Here is an 18,092-nt window from a genome sequence, read left to right on the forward strand (position 1 = left end):
GAGGGCCTGGGCGACCGCCTTGGTGCCCTCGGCGTAGTCGGGGTGCTCGAAGACGCCCATGGGGCCGTTCCAGAAGACGGTGGCGGCGTCGGCGAGCTTCGAGGCGTACAGCTTGCGGGTCTCGGGACCGATGTCCAGACCCTCCTGGTCGGCCGGGATGGCGTCCGCGGCGACGGTGGTGGGGTGGGCCGGCGCCTTGGTCTTCAGGTCCGGGAAGTCGGCGGCGACCAGCGCGTCGACCGGCAGGACCAGCTCGACGCCGCTCTTCTCGGCGCGCTCCATGTACTCGGTGACGACCGGGATCTGGTCCTCCTGGAGCAGCGACCTGCCGACCTCGTAGCCCTTGGCCTTGAGGAAGGTGTACGCCATGCCGCCGCCGATGAGGAGCCGGTCGGCCTTGCCGAGCAGCTGGTCGATGACGGCGAGCTTGTCGGAGACCTTGGCGCCGCCGAGGGCGACGACGTAGGGCCGCTTGACGTCCTCGGTGAGCTTCTTCAGGACGCCGACCTCGGTGGCGATGAGGTGGCCGGCGTAGTGCGGCAGGCGGGCCGGGAGGTCGTACACCGAGGCGTGCTTGCGGTGCACGGCGCCGAAGCCGTCGCCGACGTAGAGGTCGGCGAGCGCGGCCAGCCGGTCGGCGAAGGCGCCGCGCTCGGCGTCGTCCTTGCTGGTCTCACCGGCGTTGAAGCGCAGGTTCTCGACGACGGCGACCTGCCCGTCGGCGAGGCCGGCGACGGTGGACGTGGCGGACTCGCCGACGGTGTCCGTCGCGAAGGCCACGTCGGCGCCGAGGAGTTCCCCGAGGCGCGCGGCGGCCGGAGCGAGGGAGAAGGCGGGGTCCGGGGCGCCCTTGGGGCGGCCCAGGTGCGAGGCGACGACCACGCGGGCGCCCGCCCCGGCGAGCGCCCTGACGGTGGGCAGCACCGCGCGGATGCGGCCGTCGTCGGTGATGGTGGTGCCGTCCAGCGGCACGTTGAGGTCGGCGCGGACGAAGACCCGCTTGCCCGCGACGCCTTCGGAGAGGAGTTCGTCGATCGTCTTCATGAGGGGCTCCCTGGTTAGAGCTCGTGTTCGCTCGTGATCGCTCGTGATCGAAAGGGGGCGACCGTTCCGATACGTGCGTCAGGGCTCGGACAGCGCGTTGCTGCGCCGGCCGAGCCCTGCACTCATATCAGGCTGCCCGCTGACCGATCAGAGCTGGTTGCCCACGAAGACCGTCAGGTCGACGAGACGGTTGGAGTAGCCCCACTCGTTGTCGTACCAGCCGATGACCTTCACGTTCTTGCCCTCCTGGACCATGGTCAGGGAGGAGTCGAAGGTGCAGGACGCCGGGGCGTTGACGATGTCGGAGGAGACGATCGCGTCCTCGGTGTACTCGAGGTACCCCTTCAGCTCGCCCTCGGCGGCCTTCTGGAAGGCGGCGTTGACCTCTTCCTTGGTGACCTCGCGGGAGAGCTCGACGACCAGGTCCGTGACGGAGCCGGTCGGGACCGGGACGCGCATGGCCATGCCGTCCAGCTTGCCCTTGAGCTGCGGGAGGACCAGGGCGGTGGCCTTGGCGGCACCCGTGGTGGTCGGGATGATGTTCTCCGCGGCGGCACGGGCGCGGCGCAGGTCCTTGTGCGGGAAGTCCAGGATGCGCTGGTCGTTCGTGTACGCGTGCACCGTCGTCATCAGGCCCTTGACGATGCCGAAGTTCTCGTCGAGGACCTTCGCCATCGGCGCCACGCAGTTGGTGGTGCAGGAGGCGTTGGAGATGACGTGGTGGTTCGCCGGGTCGTACGTGTCCTGGTTGACGCCCATGACGATGGTGACGTCTTCGTTCTTCGCCGGGGCGGAGATGATGACCTTCTTGGCGCCGCCGGTGATGTGCTTCTCGGCGTCTTCCTTCTTGGTGAAGATGCCGGTCGACTCGATGACGATGTCGACGCCCAGCTCGCCCCAGGGGATGTCGGCGGGGTTGCGCTCGGACAGGACCTTGACGGTCTTGTCGCCGACGGTGATGGTGTCGGCGGTGTGGGAGACCTCCTGCTTGAGGCGGCCCAGGATGGTGTCGTACTTCAGCAGGTGTGCGGTGGTCGCGGTGTCACCCAGGTCGTTGACAGCCACGATCTCGATGTCGGCGCCCTGTTCCAGGAGTGCGCGGAAGTAGTTGCGACCGATGCGGCCAAACCCGTTGATGCCTACGCGGATCGTCACGAACCGATCTCCTCGTTGGTACGCCGGCTCTAGTCGCCGGCGAGCTGTATTTGGGATGTCCCCGACCACTCCCGACCCTACCTCTCCGGGGCCCCGGCCGTGACATCGAGTTGCCCCATACCCGGCAGGGCGGTCCGTACCCGTCAGTAGGGTACGGACCGCCCGAACCGAAGGGTTTCCTTTCACTCCATTTCGCTACAGCGGGTCAGCGTTCGCTGACGCCTTCGGTCACGCGTCGAGGGCGTCGAGCGCCTTCCTCATCAGCGCGGTCCGGTCCGCCGCCGAGGTCAGGTGCTCCAGGCCGAAGCCCAGCAGCACGGTGTCCTCGGTGGTGACCGCCGGGTAGGTCCGGAACAGCGCTCCGGTGCGCGTCCAGTCCTTCAGGACGGCGGGGCTCCCCGCGGGCGGTCCGGAGACCTTCCAGGCGCCGAGCGAGGTCTCGAAGCCCTCGGTGCCCGTCGCGGTGCCGCCGACGACGAGCGAGGCGTCGTCGGCGAGGACGCCGTGGCCGCCGCTGCCCGGGTCGGTGACGTAGCCGATCGAGACCTCGACCGTCTTCCCGGCGTAGGCGCTCAGGTCGAAGTCCACCTGCCGCCAGCCGCCGGAGGAGCCGGTGAGGCTGTTCCAGGAACCGGTGGTGCCGGTCGCGGTGCAGCCGTCCTCGGCCAGGGTCAGGTAGTGCTCCAGCCAGGGGTGCTCACCGACGTAGAATCCGGCCGCGCACTCGGCGGGCACCGTCGTGCGGGTCGCGCCGCCCGCCTCGGGCAGCGTCGTCCAGTCGTCGGCGCCGGCGGTGTGCGCCTCGACGACGACGTGGTCGTAGCCCGCCTCGGTGTCCCACAGCAGCTGGGCGCGCAGGGTGGGCTTGTCGGCCGCTCCGGTGCCGGTGAGGTCGATGGTGCGGGTGAGGCGCTTGTAGCCGTCGTCGGTGTGGACCGCGGCGGCCATGTACGAGCCCGCGTACGGACCGTACGGGTTGGCCGTGCCCGGGAACTGCCCGGCTCCGGCGCTCGCGAACTGCGGGTACTCCTCGGCGGGCAGCTCGTCGGAGGTGACGCCGTAGGTGCCGGCCTTGTCCAGCGGGTTGCCGGGCGCGTCACCGAGCGGACCGGAGAAGCCGCCCAGCTCGCCGGAGCCGGTGAATCCGGTGACCCCGGAGGTCGAGGTGCGCGTGTAGGCGCCCAGGTAGTACTGACTGAAGTCGTCGGACAGGGTGCCGCCGCCGAGGTCGACGCTGCCGCCGGCCTGCTCGCCCGCCTCGATCAGCCGGCCGCCCTCGTTGAGGAAGGCGCGCAGCTGGAGCTGGGTGGCGACGCCCGGGGTGCTCGCGCCGGTGTGGTGGACGACGGTGCGGAAGTGGCTCAGCACGCCGAGCGCGTCGGGCGCGCCCCGCTCGGCGACGTCCCAGACGGCCGCCTTCCGGCCGTTGGCTTTGAGGGCGTCGACGTACTTCCGGGTCTGGGTGGCCTTCGCACCCTCCTCGGCGACCACGAGGACGTCCGCGCGGGGCCGCTCGGCGACGGTGTAGGTGAAGTGCTCGCTGGAGACCTTCTTCCCGCCCCGGGTCTCGCCGGTGAACCACACCTCGACCTCGTCGCCCGGTTCGCCGTCCTTGACCTCGGCCCGGTACTCGTCGAAGTGGAGGTTGTCCTCGCCGCCGAACCGCTCGCCGCCCTTCCACGGCCTCAGTGCCATGTCGTGCGTACGGCCGCCGTTGACGCGGTACTTGAGCTCCTTGTCGCGCACGGCCTTGCGGACGACGACGGAGACCTCCTGGTCGCCGCCGCGCGCGTACGACGTCGTGAACGCGGCCGGGGTGAAGTCGGCGGCCTTCAGGCCGACCGCGGAGGACGGCCGGTCGGGGTGGGCGGCGCTCTCGGCGACGGACAGCGCGAACGGGACGTTCTTGGCGAACTCCTGCTGGATCAGCGTCTCGTCGTCGGGGAAGGTGAAGATCGAACGGCAGTCGCCGGGCTTCCACGCGTCGTCCGGGTCGACACCGGAGGCCGTCTGGCAGGTCGACATCTCGGGCGTGAACATCGCCATGCCGTTGACGTTGGCCGCGTGGCCGTCGGCCTCGCCGTTGGTGGTGTACAGCTCGGAGGAGAGCTGCGGGTGGTAGCCGGGGATCGCGGAGTTCCCGGGCGTGCCGGCGAGGGCCTGGTAGAGCACGTCGTCGGGGGTCGGCGTGGCCACCTGCCAGCCGACCCCGTAGAGCAGGAGTTCGGCGGCGGAGTGGTAGTTGATGCCGTAGGCGAAGCCGATCCGCTTCTGGAAGGCGTCGATCGCCTTGGTCTCGGGCTCGGAGCCGGGGCTCGCGCCGCGGTAGGTCTGGCTGGTGGGGTTGGGGGACGAACCCTCGTCGTCGTAGCCCCACTTGTAGGGGAAGTTGCGGTTGAGGTCGACGCCGTCGCCGGTGCCGATGGCGCCGTCGCCGTTGACGTCGCGCAGGTTCTTGCGCCACAGGCGGTTGTCGTCGTCGGCGAAGGTGTAGTCGTAGCCGTCGGGATTGGCCGACAGGACGAACCACAGCTCGGTGGAGTCGACGATCTTCTTGATCCGCTTGTCCGTCCCGTACCCGTCCAGGTAGTGGTGCATCAGCCGCCGGGTCATCTCCGGCGTGATCCACTCGCGCGCGTGCTGGTTGGACATGTAGAGGACGGCCGGCTTGGAGCCGTCCTCGGTCTTCCTGGCCTTCTTGGTGAGCTTCAGGGCGAGGATGTCCTGGCCCTTGATCGTCTTGCCGATGGAGACGACCTTGGTGAGGTCCGGGTGCTCCCGGGCGGTGCGGAGGATCTCCTCCCTGAGGCCGCCCTTTCCGCTGTACGGGCGGAAGACGCCCTCGGCGGCGTCCGCGACCCGGTCCTCCGCCCGGGCGGAGAGCGTGTGCTCGGTGAGGTCGACGCCCTGCTTCTCCAGCTGGCCGGCCTGCCGGTCGGTGAGATAGACCTCGACGGTGGCGGTGCCCTTCTCGGGGACCTGCTCGCCGAGTTCGTGGGCGTCCTGTCCGGCCGCCAGCAGCAGGGGTACCTGCCTGCTGGTGACGTCGGCGCGGAAGACCCTGACCTCTTCCGCGCCGGAAGCCCCGGTGCTTTCCGGTTGTGCCTGGGCGATGGGCGCGACGCTCGCCGATCCGATCAGGAGCGCGCCGACAGCGAGGATCGATCTCGCTCTATGTCTCATGAACCCCACGACCTCCCCTAGAGGTGGTCCGCCACAGCAGCGAACAGATGCCAGGCTCATGACACATCATGATCGAGTCAAGGGTGCCCCGGCGACACGCGAAGGCCGGTGCGGGTCACCCGAGTGGGCGTCCGCACCGGCCTCTTGACGGGGCGTCAGCCTGCGAGGTTGTCGGCGAGTTCCTCGCTGAGATTGGCCTCCGTACCCGGGATGCCGAGGTCGGCGGCGCGCTTGTCGGCCATGGCGAGCAGCCGGCGGATGCGGCCGGCCACGGCGTCCTTGGTCAGCGGCGGGTCGGCCAGCGCGCCCAGCTCTTCCAGGGAGGCCTGCTTGTGCTCCATGCGCAGCCGGCCGGCGGCGGCGAGGTGCTCGGGGACGTCCTCGCCGAGGATCTCCAGGGCGCGCTGCACCCGGGCGCCGGCGGCTACGGCCGCGCGGGCGGAGCGGCGCAGGTTGGCGTCGTCGAAGTTGGCCAGCCGGTTCGCCGTGGCCCGCACCTCGCGGCGCATCCGGCGCTCCTCCCAGGCCAGCACCGACTCGTGGGCGCCGAGCCGGGTGAGCAGGGCACCGATCGCGTCGCCGTCGCGCACGACGACCCGGTCCACGCCGCGCACCTCGCGCGCCTTGGCGCCGATCGACAGGCGGCGGGCGGCGCCGACCAGGGCGAGCGCGGCCTCGGGACCGGGGCAGGTCACCTCCAGGGAGGAGGAGCGGCCCGGCTCGGTGAGCGAGCCGTGCGCCAGGAACGCCCCGCGCCAGGCCGCCTCGGCGTCGCAGGTGGCCCCCGAGACCACCTGCGGGGGCAGGCCGCGGATCGGGCGGCCCCGGCCGTCCACCAGACCGGTCTGGCGGGCCAGCTGGTCGCCGCCCGCGACCACGCGCACGACGTAGCGCGAGCCGCGGCGCAGCCCGCCCGGAGCCATCACGATCAGTTCGGAGCTGTGGCCGAAGATCTCCATGATGTCCCGCTTGAGCCGGCGGGCCGCCATCGCGGTGTCCAGCTCGGCCTCGATCACGATGCGCCCGCTCACCAGGTGGAGGCCGCCGGCGAACCGCAGGACGGCGGAGACCTCCGCCTTTCTGCAGCAGGTCCGGGTGACGGGGAGCCGGGAGATCTCGTCCTTCACCGCTGCCGTCATCGCCATGGGCCGATCCTTCCATGCATCCGAAAAATACGGTCGTACGCGGCGGCCAGCAGCTCCGGGTCGTGCCTGGGGCTTCCGTCGGGCCGGGCCACCGGCGCCAGCTCGACCGCGGCCCCGAACCGCTTGGCGGCATCGGTCAGCAGGTCGCGGTCGGGCACGGCGGCCTCGTCGGCCAGCACCACGTCCAGGGCGAGTTTAGGGGCGTGTCGTCCCAAAACCTCCAAATGACGCTGCGGGGAGAAGCCCTCGGTTTCTCCTGGCTGCGGGGCGAGGTTCAGGGAGAGTACCCGGCGCGCCTTCGTCCCGGTGAGGGCGTCCAGCAGTTCCGGCACGAGCAGGTGCGGGATGACCGAGGAGAACCAGGACCCGGGGCCGAGCACGACCCAGTCCGCGTCGAGGACCGCCTCGACCGCCTCGGGGACGGCGGGCGGGTCGTGGGGCACGAGGTGCACGGACTGCACCTCGCCGGGGGTGAGGGCGACGGTCGCCTGCCCGCGGACGGTGTCCACGTCCTCCGGGCGCTCGGGGTCGTGCCCTTTGACCAGGGCCTGGAGCTCCAGCGGCACCGCGGACATGGGCAGCACGCGCCCGTGCGCGCCGAGCAGCCGGCCCACCAGGTCCAGGGCCTGGACGTGGTCGCCGAGCTGCTCCCACAGGGCGACGATCAGCAGATTGCCGACCGCGTGCTCGTGCAGATCGCCCTTGGACTGGAAGCGGTGCTGGATGACCCGGGCCCAGGTCTGGCCCCAGTCGTCGTCGCCGCACAGCGCGGCCAGCGCCTTGCGCAGGTCGCCGGGCGGCAGCACCCCCAGTTCGTCGCGCAGTCGCCCGCTGGAGCCGCCGTCGTCGGCCACGGTGACGACGGCGGTGAGGTCGCCGGTGATCCGGCGCAGCGCGGCGAGCGAGGCGGACAGCCCCATGCCGCCGCCGAGCGCGACGACCTTGGGCTGGGCGCCCCGGCGGCGCGGTCTCGCGCCGCGGGCCTCGACCGGCCGTCCGGCGCGCCCCTCGGGGACCGCTCGGCGCAGCCGGCTCAGCCGCGGTGTACGTGGTGTCATTCCCGTCCCATGTCCCGGTGGACGACCACCGTCTCCACGCCCTCGGCGACCAGCCGGGCGGCGAGCTTCTCCGACATGGCGACCGAACGGTGCTTGCCGCCGGTGCAGCCGACGGCGATGGTCACGTAGCGCTTGCCCTCACGGCGGTAGCCCGCGGCGACGAGCCGCAGCAGCTCGGCGTACCGGTCGAGGAACTCCTTGGCGCCGGGCTGGTTGAAGACGTACGACGCCACCTCCTCGTTGAGGCCGGTGTACGGGCGCAGCTCCGGGACCCAGTGCGGGTTGGGCAGGAAGCGCATGTCCACGACCAGGTCGGCGTCGACCGGGAGGCCGTACTTGAAGCCGAAGGACATGACGGTGGCCCGCAGCTCGGGCTCCTCGTCCCCGGCGAACTGGGCGTCCATCTTGGCGCGCAGCTCGTGCACGTTCAGGCTGGAGGTGTCGATCACCAGGTCGGCGTCGCCGCGCAGCTCGCGCAGCAGCTCCCGCTCGGCGGCGATGCCGTCGACGATGCGGCCGTCCCCCTGGAGGGGGTGCGGGCGGCGCACCGACTCGAAGCGGCGCACCAGCGCCTCGTCGGAGGACTCCAGGAAGACGATCCGCCGGGTGACGCCCCGGGCGTCGAGGTCGGCCAGGGACTCGCGGAGGTTGTCGAAGAAGCGCCGGCCGCGGACGTCGACCACGACGGCGATCCGCGCCACGTTGCCCTGGGAGCGCGCGCCGAGCTCCACCATGGTGGGGATCAGCGCGGGCGGCAGGTTGTCGACGACGAACCAGCCCAGGTCCTCCAGACACTTCGCGGCCGTCGAGCGGCCGGCCCCGGACATGCCGGAGATGATCACCAGCTCCGGGATGGCCGCCTCGGGCGTCCCGGCCTTTTCCTTGCCCGTACTCACCTGTGCTCCGTCGTCCTGGCGCGCGCCGTGGAGGGTGCCGTTCCCGCCGGTCCCCTGCTGCGCCCGCTCTCGCTGTGCCGCGGGCCCTGTCTCGTGCTCGGTCATGTCTCCTGCCCCCGTCGTTCGTCCGGGGCGCCCGCGGACACGGGCTCCCCGGGAGAACCCGCCGTCTTCCCGGGTTCTTCCACGTCTTCCATGATCTCGCCCGTCGCCGTGTTCACGGCGGGGGCGGCGGGTGCCGCCCGGGCCAGGGCCACGGCGACCGTCTCGGCCGTCTTGCGACCTATGCCCGGAACCTCACAGATCTGGTCGATTGTCGCCGATCGCAGCTTCTTCACCGAACCGAAGTGCTTGATCAGGGCCTGCTTGCGGGTCTCGCCGAGGCCCGGCACGTCGTCCAGGGGACCGGAGCGGAAGCGCTTGGCGCGCTTGACGCGCTGGTAGGTGATCGCGAAGCGGTGGGCCTCGTCACGGATCCGCTGGAGCAGGTAGAGGCCCTCGCTGGTGCGGGGCAGCACCACCGGGTCGTCGTCGCCCGGCAGCCACACCTCCTCCAGCCGCTTGGCGAGGCCGCAGACGGCGATGTCGTCGATGCCGAGCTCGTCCAGGGCCCGCTGGGCCGCCGCGACCTGCGGCGCGCCGCCGTCGACGACGACGAGCTGGGGCGGGTAGGCGAAGCGCTTGGGGCGGCCGTCGTCCTCGGTGAGGGTGCTCACGGGCGGTTCGGTGAGGCCGTCGGGGGCCGTGCCCTCGCCGCCGTCCTCCCCGTCGGTCCACTCCCCCGTCCGCTCCTTCTCCGCGAGGTAGCGCCGGAAGCGCCGGGTGATCACCTCGTGCAGGGAGCGGACGTCGTCCTGCCCGCTGAATCCCTTGATCTGGAAGCGGCGGTACTCGCTCTTGCGGGCCAGCCCGTCCTCGAAGACGACCATGGAGGCCACCACGTCGTCGCCCTGGAGGTGCGAGACGTCGTAGCACTCGATCCTCAGCGGGGCGCTGTCCAGGCCGAGGGCCTCGGTGATCTCCTCCAGCGCGCGCGAGCGCGTGGTGAGGTCGGAGGCGCGCTTGGTCCTGTGCAGCACGAGTGCCTGCTGGGCGTTGCGCTGCACGGTCTCCATCAGGGCCTTCTTGTCCCCGCGCTGCGGGATGCGCAGCGACACGTTCGACCCCCGGCGGTCGGTGAGCCACTGCTGCGCCGGCTCGACCGGGTCCGGCAGGGCCGGGACCAGCACCTCCTTGGGGACGGCGTCGCCGCTCTCCTCGCCGTAGAGCTGCTGCAGGGCGTGCTCGACGAGGGCGCCGGTGGTGATCTCCTCCACCTTGTCGGTGACCCAGCCGCGCTGGCCGCGCACCCGCCCGCCGCGGACGTGGAAGATCTGGACGGCCGCCTCCAGCTCGTCCTCGGCGACCGCGATCAGGTCGGCGTCGGTCGCGTCGGTGAGCACGACCGCGTTCTTCTCCATGGCCTTCTTCAGGGCCTCGATGTCGTCGCGCAGGCGGGCCGCCCGCTCGTACTCCATCTCCTCGGCCGCCCGCATCATCCGCTGCTCCAGACGGCGCAGGTACGTGCCCGTGCGGCCGGCCATGAAGTCGCAGAACTCCTCGGCGAGTTCCCGGTGGTCCTCGGCGGAGATCCGGTCCACGCAGGGCGCCGAGCACTTGCCGATGTAACCGAGCAGGCAGGGACGGCCGGTGCGGGCGGCGTTCCTGAAGACGCCGGTCGAGCAGGTGCGCACCGGGAAGACGCGCAGCAGCAGGTCCACGGTGTCGCGGATCGCCCACGCGTGCGCGTACGGGCCGAAGTACTTCACGCCCTTCTTCTTGTGGCCGCGCATCACCTGGACGCGCGGGAACTCCTCGTTCATCGTCACCGCGAGGTAGGGGTAGCTCTTGTCGTCGCGGTACTTGACGTTGAACCGGGGGTCGTACTCCTTGATCCAGGAGTACTCCAGCTGGAGCGCCTCGACCTCCGTGGACACCACCGTCCACTCCACGGACGCGGCCGTGGTGACCATGGAGCGGGTGCGCGGGTGGAGCCCGGCCAGGTCCTGGAAGTAGTTCGCCAGGCGCTGCCGCAGGCTTTTCGCCTTTCCGACGTAGATCACCCGGCGGTGCTCGTCACGGAACCGGTAGACCCCCGGCGAGTCGGGGATCTCGCCCGGTTTGGGGCGGTAGCTGGAGGGGTCGGCCATGTCCCACACCCTACTGGCGGGGGCCGACACTCCGGCGGGGCCGTGGGCACGGGGACCGGTGCGTCCGGTGGGGTCGGGCGGTCCGGATGGGTTACCACCGGCCGGGAGCGGGAAGGTGGGGGTTCCGCCCCTCGGGTGAGTGGCGGACGGTCACGAGTCGGAGGGCTGGTCGGATGCGACGGACGCGGATCGAGAAACCACGACGGCCGGCCCGGGCCCGCCGGTACGCGGACGAGGCGTCCGCGCCCGCCGAGTCCCTCGACCCGCGCGATCCCGACATCGTGCGGGCCAAGCGGCTGCGCCTCCTCCAGGGCCGGGACAACCCCGGTCGCGCGTAGAACCGCCACGGCACTCCGGACGAAAACCGCATCCCGGTACGGACCCCTGGCAGGTGTGCGCCGCTGTGGGACATCAGGTGTTGTCGGGACTTGGTCAACACGCTTCAATGCGGGGGAACTCGGGGCCTGAACGGCGGCGTACGGATGTGAAGACTCCGCCGCGCCGACGGGGGCGGGCCCCTGAGCGCCCCGTGCGAACGGTCTGACCAGCCGTTGTGGACATTCACAGAAAGGCCCCTGCATGCCGCACGCCACACAGCACGCGGACGTCGCCACCGCGGAACTGGACTCGGCCCTGCGCGGCGGTCCCTTCCACGTCGCGCTGAGGGCCGCGATCGCCGCGCGCGGACTGCCGCTGCAACGGGTCCAGCACCATCTGTCCCGTCACGGCGTGAAGGTCGGCGTCACGAGCCTGAGCTACTGGCAGCAGGGCGCCCGCCGCCCGCAGCGCCCGGAGTCGCTGCGGGCGGTACGGGCGCTGGAGGAGATCCTGCAGCTGCCGGAGGAGTCGCTGATCCGGCTGCTCGCCGAGACGGACGAACGCTCGGCGGACCGGCGCTCCGCGGTCCGGTCCTACCGCGCCCTGATCGAGACCTCGGGCGTCCTGGAGCGGCTGCTGGCCGAGCTCGGCGCGCCGCGGGAGGGCGGACTGCACACCCTGGGGCACCACGAGCGGGTCCGGATCGGCGCGCGCCGCGAGCTGGCGGAGCGCGAGTCGCACCACATCGTGCGCGCGCGCCGGGACGGCGTCGACCGTTTCGTCGCCGTCCACCACGGCGATCCGGGCTCCGCGCCGGACCGGATGGCCGTGCACGCCCTGGAGAACTGCCGCGTCGGACGCGTGCGCCGGCACCACGACACCGGCGTGCTCGCGGCCGAGCTGCTCTTCGACACCAGACTGCTGGCCGGTGACACCTTCCTCTTCCGCTACGCCGTCGAGGACGGCACGGCCGGGGTCTCGCGCGAGTACGTGCACGGGACGGACACCCCGGGGGGCCAGTACGCGCTCCAGGTGTGCTTCGACGCCGGGGCGCTCCCGGTGCGCTGCCACCGGTTCGCCCAGCACTCCGCCGCGGCCCCGCGCGGTGGCTGCCAGGAGCTGGCGCTCAGCGGCCGGCACCGCTCGGTGCACCTGGTGGAACCGCGCATGCGGTCGGGGTACGTGGGGATCGCCTGGGACTGGGAGTGACCGCGGGGCGAGGCGCCGGGCACCGCCCGGTGTCCCGCCCCGGCCGGGGCTACGGCCTGGCGACCATCGTGCCGTTCTTCACCTCGACGGTCAGCCGCTTCAGGGGCGCCACGGCCGGCTCGCGCAGCGCCTTGCCGGTGGTGACGTCGAACTCGCTGCCGTGGCAGGGACAGATCAGTTTCGTCCCCTCCAGCTTGTCGGCGGGGCACCCCGCGTGCGTGCAGACGGTGCTGTACGCCGCGAAGGCGCCGTCCTCACCCCGGCTGACCACGACGTTGTGGTCCCGGTACAGCTTCGTGCCGCCCTTGGCGACCTCGCTCTCGGGGCCGAGCTCGACGGGTCCGGTCGGCCGCCCGGGGGTGTCCTCGGGACCCGCGCAGGCGGTGAGACCCAGTCCGGCGACGGGGGTGAGAGCCGCGCCTCGCAGGACGGTACGGCGGCTCGCGGCGGGTCGGGCGGACATGAGGGGCTCCACGGGTCGGACGGCGGTACACGGGGACGATACCCGGGGCGACCGTGACGGCCGGGGGCGGGTGCCTGTGCGCACGGGGGCGCACACGCGTGCGCAAACGCTCGCGTAAACGCTTGCGCAAGCGTTTACGTCCGCCGCCGGATGGGATACGTTCCCGACCCGGAAGGTGACGCGCGGGGCCCGGAGGGAGGGCACACGGTGGCGACGATGGCGGACGTGGCACGGAGCGCCGGTGTCTCGGTCGCGACCGTCTCGCACGTCCTGAACGGGACCCGGCCGGTGCTGCCCCACACCCGCCAGGCGGTGCTGGACGCCGTCGAGGAGCTCGGCTACACCCCGAACACCCTGGCCCGCTCCCTGGTGACCGCCCGCACCCGGTCGATCGGGCTGGCGGTGTCGGCGATCAGCAACCCGTACTTCACCGAGATCCTCCAGGGCGTCGAGGCCGAGGCCCTGGCACACGGGTACAGCCTGCTCATCGCCGACCCGCACGACGACCCGGAGCACGAGCGCAAGGTCGTCCGGCTGCTGCACGAGCGCCGGGTCGAGGGCCTGGTCGTCGCGCCCTCCGCGCAGCCGCGCGAGCTCCTCGCCTACCTCGGGCGCCATCGGGTGCCGGCCGTGTTCCTGGACCGGGTGGTCGACGGTTGCGGGGACGGCGGTGCGCGCTTCGACCAGGTCTGCGCCGAGAACGCGGAACCGACGGCCCGGCTGGTCACCCACCTCGCCGAGCTCGGCCACCGCAGGATCGCCCTGGTCGCCGGGAAGCCGGGGCTCAGCACCACCGCCGAGCGGATCACCGGGTACCGGCACGGCCTGGCGGCCGCCGGGCTGCCGTACGACGGGCGGCTCCTGGCGCACGGCGACTCCGAGTCGGCCGGCGCCGAACGGGCCACCGCCGCGCTGCTGTCCCCCGGTTCGCGTCCCACCGCGCTGGTCACCGCCAACAACGCCATGACGATCGGCGCGCTGCGCGCCCTGCGGGCGCTCGGGTTGTCCGTGCCCGAGGACGTCGCGCTGTGCTGTTTCGACGACTTCGCCTGGGCGGACCTGTTCTCTCCCCGGCTCACCGCGATCGCCCAGCCCAGCAGGGACATCGGTGCCCGTGCCGTCCGGGTGCTCCTGGACCGCCTCGCCGAGCCGGACCGGCCCGCGCGGACGGTGCGGCTCCCGTGCGCCTTCGTGCACCGCTCCTCCTGCGGCTGCCCGGACGAACCGCGGCCCGGGCGGCTCGACCGCCGTACGTCCGAGCGGCCCGTGCCGCCCGAAGCCCCCGCAGCCCGAGAAAGGAACCGCTCGTGATCGTCGTGGCCGGTGAGGCACTGATCGACCTGGTACCGCGGGGCGCGGGTGCGCTCGCGGCGCTGACGCCGGCCCTCGGCGGCGGCCCCTTCAACACGGCGGTGGCGCTCGGACGCCTCGGCTCCCCCGCCGCCTTCTGCTCCCGGGTGTCCCGCGACGCCTTCGGCGAGGCGCTGCTGGACCGGCTGCGGGAGACCGGCGTGGACGTGTCGTCGGTGCAGCGCGGTGACGAGCCGACGACGCTCGCCGTCGCCACGGTCGGCGCGGACGGCTCGGCGGCGTACTCCTTCTACGTGGAGGGGACCGCGGACCGGCTGTTCACGGCACCCCGGGCATTGCCGGCGGGCACCCGTGCAGTGTCCTTCGGGACCTGTTCGCTCGTGCTCGAACCGGGTGCGAGCGCGTACGAGGAGCTGCTGCGCACCGCGGCCGCCCGGGGTGTGTTCACCGCGCTGGACCCCAACATCCGGCCGGGGCTCATCCCCGACCCCGGCGCCTACCGGGCCCGGTTCGAGAGCTGGCTGCCGTCGGTGTCCTTGCTGAAGCTGTCCGCGGAGGACGCCGAGTGGCTCGGCGGGTCCCCCCGGGACTGGCCGGCCGCCGGTCCGGCGGCGGTCGTGGTCACCCGGGGCGGCGACGGGCTGACCGTGTTCACGCGCGGAGGCGGTGAGTACTCCGTGCCGGGCGAGCGGGTCGAGGTGGTGGACACCATCGGCGCCGGTGACACGGTGAACGCGGCCCTGCTGCACGGCCTCGCGGTCCGCGACGCGCTCAGTGACGAGGGCGTGGCCGCCCTGGACGCCGACGGCTGGACGGGGCTGCTCGGCTTCGCGGCGCGCGCGGCGGCGGTCACCTGCTCACGCGCGGGCGCGGAACCGCCGTACGCCCACGAGCTGGAGACGGGCGGCTGAGCCCACGGCGTTCACCCGGTTTCGCGCACGGGCGTCTCCGGCACGGCGAACAGGGCGCCCGGGCGGCGTCCGTCGAGGCGGTCCAGCGCGGCCGCCGTGGCGTCGTCGGCGGGGAGGTGGACGACCACCCGCTGGCCGTCGTCGGGGAGTGCGAGCGTCTCGTGCAGCAGGCGCAGCGGCCCGACGTGCGGATGCCGGATCTCCTGGGAGCCGACGGTGCGCGGTGCCGTGGCCAGGCCGGCGAAGCGGTCGGCGAACTCCGCGCCCGCCGTCACCGTCAGCTCGTCGGCCAGCTCGGCGACGGAGGGGTCCCTCAGAGGCGCTTCGTGGCGCAGCCGGGCGACCAGGTCGTCGGCGACCCGGTCCCAGTCGGGGTGGTACGCGCGCGCCCGCTCGTCGGTGAAGAGGTACCGGAGCAGGTTGGGCCGCTCGTCGTCGAGCAGCCCGATGGGGCCGACGAGCCGCGCGTAGCCCGCGGTGTGGGCGATGACGTCGCCGATCCAGTTGAGCACCGCGGCGGGGGCGGGCTCCAGGCTGTCCAGGACGGCCCGCACGGTGGGGCGCACCGTCCGGCCCAGCGGCGGCGCCGCGGCACAGAGCACGGGGTCGCCGCCGTTGGCCTCCTTGGTCAGCCGGCGCAGCACCATCCGGTCCTTGAGGGACAGGCGCAGGGCGTCGGCGAGGGCGCCGAGCACCTGGGCGGAGGGGTTGCGGTCGCGGCCCTGTTCCAGCCGGGTGAGGTACTCGACGCTGATGCCGGCGAGCATGGCCAGCTCCGCGCGGCGCAGGCCCGGGGTGCGGCGCCGGTGGCCGGCGGGCAGTCCCGCCTCGGCCGGGGTGACCGCCTCGCGCCAGGTGCGCAGGTATGTGCCCAACTCGTTGTCGCTCACGGCCCGAACGTACCAACGCCCGCGCGCCGCAGGGTGGCCCTGTCACTACCAGGCTTCGCCCGGTCTCCCTGACGGGCCGACGGACGCCCAGGGTGGTGGGCATGACGAACGAATCCACCCTCACCACCACCGCTGCCGCGCTGCCGCTCGCCCCGGGCGACTGGGCGCTGGACCCGTTGCACTCCGCCGTGAACTTCACCATCCGCCACCTGGGCATCGCCAAGGTGCGGGGGCGCTTCGAGGGAGTGCGGGCCGACCTCCACGTCGGGGAGAAGGCCGAGGACGTACGGGTGTCCGCGACGATCGACCTGGCCTCGATCGACACCGGGAACGCCGACCGGGACGCCCATGTGCGCGCCTCCGACCTGCTCGACGTCGAGAAGCGGCCGACGATGACCTTCCGCTCGACCCGCGTCTCGGGCGAGGGCGAGGACTGGACCATGGAGGGTGAGCTGACGATCGGCGGGGTGACCCGGCCGGTGACGCTCGCCGTGGAGTTCGGCGGGCTGGTGGACGTGCCGATGGACGGCAGCCGGCACGCCGGGTTCGAGGCGACGGGTGAGATCCGGCGCAGCGACTTCGGGCTGGACTTCGCCCCCGGTCTGCTGGGGGACGTGGTGAAGATCCAGCTGGACATGCAGTTCGTGGAGCCGAAGGCCGCCTGACCCCGGGCCGGGGTCCGGACACACGCGCGCGCCGTGTCCCGCGGGGGTGTCGACTCCCCCGGGGGCACGGCGCGCACCGGTGCGGGCGGCCGGTCGTCAGGCCTTGGGCGCCCGGGTCGTCCGCTTCGCGGCGGCCTTCGTGGTCCCGGTGGCCCTGGCCGCCTTCTCGGCGGTGCCGTCGACCGTCTTGGTGGTGGTCCTCCGGGTGGTGGCCCGGGCGGCGACCGTCTTCTTCGCCGCCTTGCGCGGGGCCCCCACCGGGGTGGCGTCACTGATCCTCTCCGGCCCCAGGATCTCCCGCAGGAACTTGCCGGTGTGACTGGCCGGAACGCTCGCGACCTGCTCGGGCGTGCCCTCCGCGACGACCAGGCCACCGCCGGCACCGCCCTCGGGGCCCATGTCGACGACCCAGTCGGCGGTCTTGATCACGTCGAGGTTGTGCTCGATGACGATGACCGTGTTGCCCTTGTCGACCAGGCCGGACAGGACCTTCAGCAGTTTGCTGATGTCCTCGAAGTGCAGTCCGGTGGTCGGCTCGTCCAGTACGTAGACCGTGCGGCCGGTGGAGCGCTTCTGCAGCTCGCTGGCGAGCTTCACACGCTGCGCCTCACCGCCGGACAGGGTGGTCGCGGACTGGCCGAGCCGGACGTAGCCGAGACCGACGTCGTTGAGCGTCTTCAGGTGGCGGGAGATCGCCGGGACGGCCTCGAAGAAGTGCATGGCCTCTTCGATCGGCATGTTCAGGACGTCGGCGATGGACTTGCCCTTGTAGTGGACCTCCAGGGTCTCCCGGTTGTAGCGGGCGCCGTGGCAGACCTCGCACGGGACGTACACGTCCGGGAGGAAGTTCATCTCGATCTTGATGGTGCCGTCGCCCGCGCAGTTCTCGCAGCGCCCGCCCTTGACGTTGAAGGAGAAGCGGCCGGGCATGTAGCCGCGGACCTTCGCCTCGGTGGTCTCGGCGAACAGCTTGCGGACGTGGTCGAAGACGCCGGTGTACGTCGCCGGGTTGGAACGCGGGGTGCGGCCGATGGGCGACTGGTCGACGTGGACGACCTTGTCGACGAGGTCGTCGCCGTCCACGCGCGTGTGCCGGCCGGGGACGCTGCGGGCGCCGTTCAGCTCGCGGGCCAGGTGCGTGTACAGGATGTCGTTGACCAGCGTGGACTTGCCGGAGCCGGACACGCCGGTGACCGCGGTGAACACGCCCAGCGGGAAGGACACGTCGATGTCCTGGAGGTTGTTCTCGCGGGCGCCGTGCACCGTGAGCCGGCGCGACGGGTCGTGCGGGCGGCGGACGTCGGGCAGCGGGATGGACTTCTTGCCGGACAGGTACTGGCCGGTCTGCGACTCGGCGTTGGCGAGCAGCTCCTTGTAGGAGCCGCTGTGCACGACCTTGCCGCCGTGCTCGCCGGCGCCGGGGCCGATGTCGACGATCCAGTCGGCGACCTTGATGGTGTCCTCGTCGTGCTCGACGACGATGAGCGTGTTGCCCATGTCGCGCAGCCGGACCAGGGTCTCGATCAGCCGGTGGTTGTCGCGCTGGTGCAGGCCGATGGACGGCTCGTCGAGGACGTAGAGCACGCCGACGAGTCCGGAGCCGATCTGGGTGGCCAGGCGGATGCGCTGGGCCTCGCCGCCGGAGAGCGTGCCCG

Annotated in this window: 15 protein-coding genes; 5 read left to right on the forward strand and 10 right to left on the reverse strand. The window is 72.3% G+C overall.

Going from position 1 to position 18,092, the window contains the following annotated elements; all coding sequences use genetic code 11:
- From RIM90_RS23545 to uvrC, 7 genes are all read right to left on the reverse strand, one after another.
- The coding region (locus RIM90_RS23545) for a phosphoglycerate kinase (RefSeq protein WP_309062747.1) at positions 1–1,044 on the reverse strand (1,044 nt) is incomplete at its 3' end.
- Positions 1,045–1,191: 147 nt separating this feature from the next.
- Positions 1,192–2,199 carry a type I glyceraldehyde-3-phosphate dehydrogenase gene (gene gap, locus RIM90_RS23550; protein WP_309062748.1) on the reverse strand — a complete coding sequence of 336 codons (1,008 nt, stop codon included), beginning with the start codon at positions 2,197–2,199 and terminating at the stop codon, positions 1,192–1,194.
- A 228-nt stretch (positions 2,200–2,427) separates the two neighbouring features.
- Entirely contained in the window at positions 2,428–5,382 is a 2,955-nt protein-coding gene (locus tag RIM90_RS23555) for a M14 family zinc carboxypeptidase (protein ID WP_309062749.1), read from the reverse strand.
- 155 nt (positions 5,383–5,537) lie between these two features.
- Complete coding sequence (whiA, locus tag RIM90_RS23560) at positions 5,538–6,527, reverse strand: DNA-binding protein WhiA (protein WP_309062750.1); 990 nt, start codon at positions 6,525–6,527, stop codon at positions 5,538–5,540.
- Positions 6,518–7,585, reverse strand: coding sequence for a uridine diphosphate-N-acetylglucosamine-binding protein YvcK (gene yvcK / locus RIM90_RS23565; RefSeq protein ID WP_309062751.1), 1,068 nt, complete (start codon positions 7,583–7,585; stop codon positions 6,518–6,520). The genes whiA and yvcK overlap by 10 nt, the downstream gene beginning before the upstream one ends.
- Positions 7,582–8,586 carry an RNase adapter RapZ gene (gene rapZ / locus RIM90_RS23570; protein ID WP_309062752.1) on the reverse strand — a complete coding sequence of 335 codons (1,005 nt, stop codon included), beginning with the start codon at positions 8,584–8,586 and terminating at the stop codon, positions 7,582–7,584. The genes yvcK and rapZ overlap by 4 nt, the downstream gene beginning before the upstream one ends.
- On the reverse strand, positions 8,583–10,670 hold the full coding sequence (gene uvrC, locus RIM90_RS23575; protein WP_309062753.1) for an excinuclease ABC subunit UvrC: 2,088 nt from the start codon (positions 10,668–10,670) through the stop codon (positions 8,583–8,585). The genes rapZ and uvrC overlap by 4 nt, the downstream gene beginning before the upstream one ends.
- Positions 10,671–10,843: 173 nt before the next feature.
- On the opposite strand from uvrC, the gene RIM90_RS23580 reads away from it, so the two are divergent.
- The gene (locus RIM90_RS23580; protein WP_309062754.1) at positions 10,844–11,008 is read left to right on the forward strand and encodes a hypothetical protein; all 165 of its coding nucleotides are present in this window, start codon (positions 10,844–10,846) and stop codon (positions 11,006–11,008) included.
- A gap of 241 nt (positions 11,009–11,249) precedes the next feature.
- Positions 11,250–12,197, forward strand: a complete 948-nt coding sequence (locus tag RIM90_RS23585; RefSeq protein WP_309062755.1) for a hypothetical protein — start codon at positions 11,250–11,252, stop codon at positions 12,195–12,197.
- A 49-nt stretch (positions 12,198–12,246) separates the two neighbouring features.
- Here RIM90_RS23585 and RIM90_RS23590 read toward each other — a convergent pair whose 3' ends face one another.
- Positions 12,247–12,660, reverse strand: coding sequence for a Rieske (2Fe-2S) protein (locus RIM90_RS23590; protein ID WP_309062756.1), 414 nt, complete (start codon positions 12,658–12,660; stop codon positions 12,247–12,249).
- A 207-nt stretch (positions 12,661–12,867) separates the two neighbouring features.
- Here RIM90_RS23590 and RIM90_RS23595 point away from each other — a divergent pair, with 207 nt between their 5' ends.
- A complete protein-coding gene (locus RIM90_RS23595; RefSeq protein WP_309062757.1) occupies positions 12,868–13,971 on the forward strand; it encodes a LacI family DNA-binding transcriptional regulator in 1,104 nt (367 codons plus the stop codon).
- Entirely contained in the window at positions 13,968–14,882 is a 915-nt protein-coding gene (locus RIM90_RS23600; RefSeq protein WP_309062758.1) for a carbohydrate kinase, read from the forward strand. Before RIM90_RS23595 ends, RIM90_RS23600 begins: the two co-directional genes overlap by 4 nt.
- An 11-nt stretch (positions 14,883–14,893) precedes the next feature.
- Here the strand turns inward: RIM90_RS23600 and RIM90_RS23605 are convergent, their stop codons facing one another.
- The gene (locus tag RIM90_RS23605; protein ID WP_309062759.1) at positions 14,894–15,772 is read right to left on the reverse strand and encodes a helix-turn-helix domain-containing protein; all 879 of its coding nucleotides are present in this window, start codon (positions 15,770–15,772) and stop codon (positions 14,894–14,896) included.
- Between the two features lie 101 nt (positions 15,773–15,873).
- Here RIM90_RS23605 and RIM90_RS23610 point away from each other — a divergent pair, with 101 nt between their 5' ends.
- On the forward strand, positions 15,874–16,437 hold the full coding sequence (locus tag RIM90_RS23610; protein ID WP_309062760.1) for a YceI family protein: 564 nt from the start codon (positions 15,874–15,876) through the stop codon (positions 16,435–16,437).
- Positions 16,438–16,533: 96 nt separating this feature from the next.
- On the opposite strand, the gene uvrA is transcribed toward RIM90_RS23610, so the two are convergent.
- Positions 16,534–18,092, reverse strand: a 1,559-nt coding sequence (uvrA, locus tag RIM90_RS23615; protein WP_309062761.1) for an excinuclease ABC subunit UvrA, incomplete at its 5' end; no start/stop codon positions are given.

Origin of the sequence: Streptomyces sp. (genome assembly GCF_031181555.1) — a bacterium.
GTDB lineage: Bacteria > Actinomycetota > Actinomycetes > Streptomycetales > Streptomycetaceae > Streptomyces > Streptomyces fimbriatus.

Bases quoted from the DNA above. Each gene is read 5' to 3' on its own strand.
- RIM90_RS23555 (WP_309062749.1), bottom strand. From the start codon at position 5,382: ATGAGACATAGAGCGAGATCGATCCTCGCTGTCGGCGCGCTCCTGATC.
- whiA (WP_309062750.1), bottom strand. From the start codon at position 6,527: ATGGCGATGACGGCAGCGGTGAAGGACGAGATCTCCCGGCTCCCCGTC.
- yvcK (WP_309062751.1), bottom strand. From the start codon at position 7,585: ATGACACCACGTACACCGCGGCTGAGCCGGCTGCGCCGAGCGGTCCCC.
- rapZ (WP_309062752.1), bottom strand. From the start codon at position 8,586: ATGACCGAGCACGAGACAGGGCCCGCGGCACAGCGAGAGCGGGCGCAG.
- uvrC (WP_309062753.1), bottom strand. From the start codon at position 10,670: ATGGCCGACCCCTCCAGCTACCGCCCCAAACCGGGCGAGATCCCCGAC.
- RIM90_RS23580 (WP_309062754.1), top strand. From the start codon at position 10,844: ATGCGACGGACGCGGATCGAGAAACCACGACGGCCGGCCCGGGCCCGC.
- RIM90_RS23585 (WP_309062755.1), top strand. From the start codon at position 11,250: ATGCCGCACGCCACACAGCACGCGGACGTCGCCACCGCGGAACTGGAC.
- RIM90_RS23590 (WP_309062756.1), bottom strand. From the start codon at position 12,660: ATGTCCGCCCGACCCGCCGCGAGCCGCCGTACCGTCCTGCGAGGCGCG.
- RIM90_RS23610 (WP_309062760.1), top strand. From the start codon at position 15,874: ATGACGAACGAATCCACCCTCACCACCACCGCTGCCGCGCTGCCGCTC.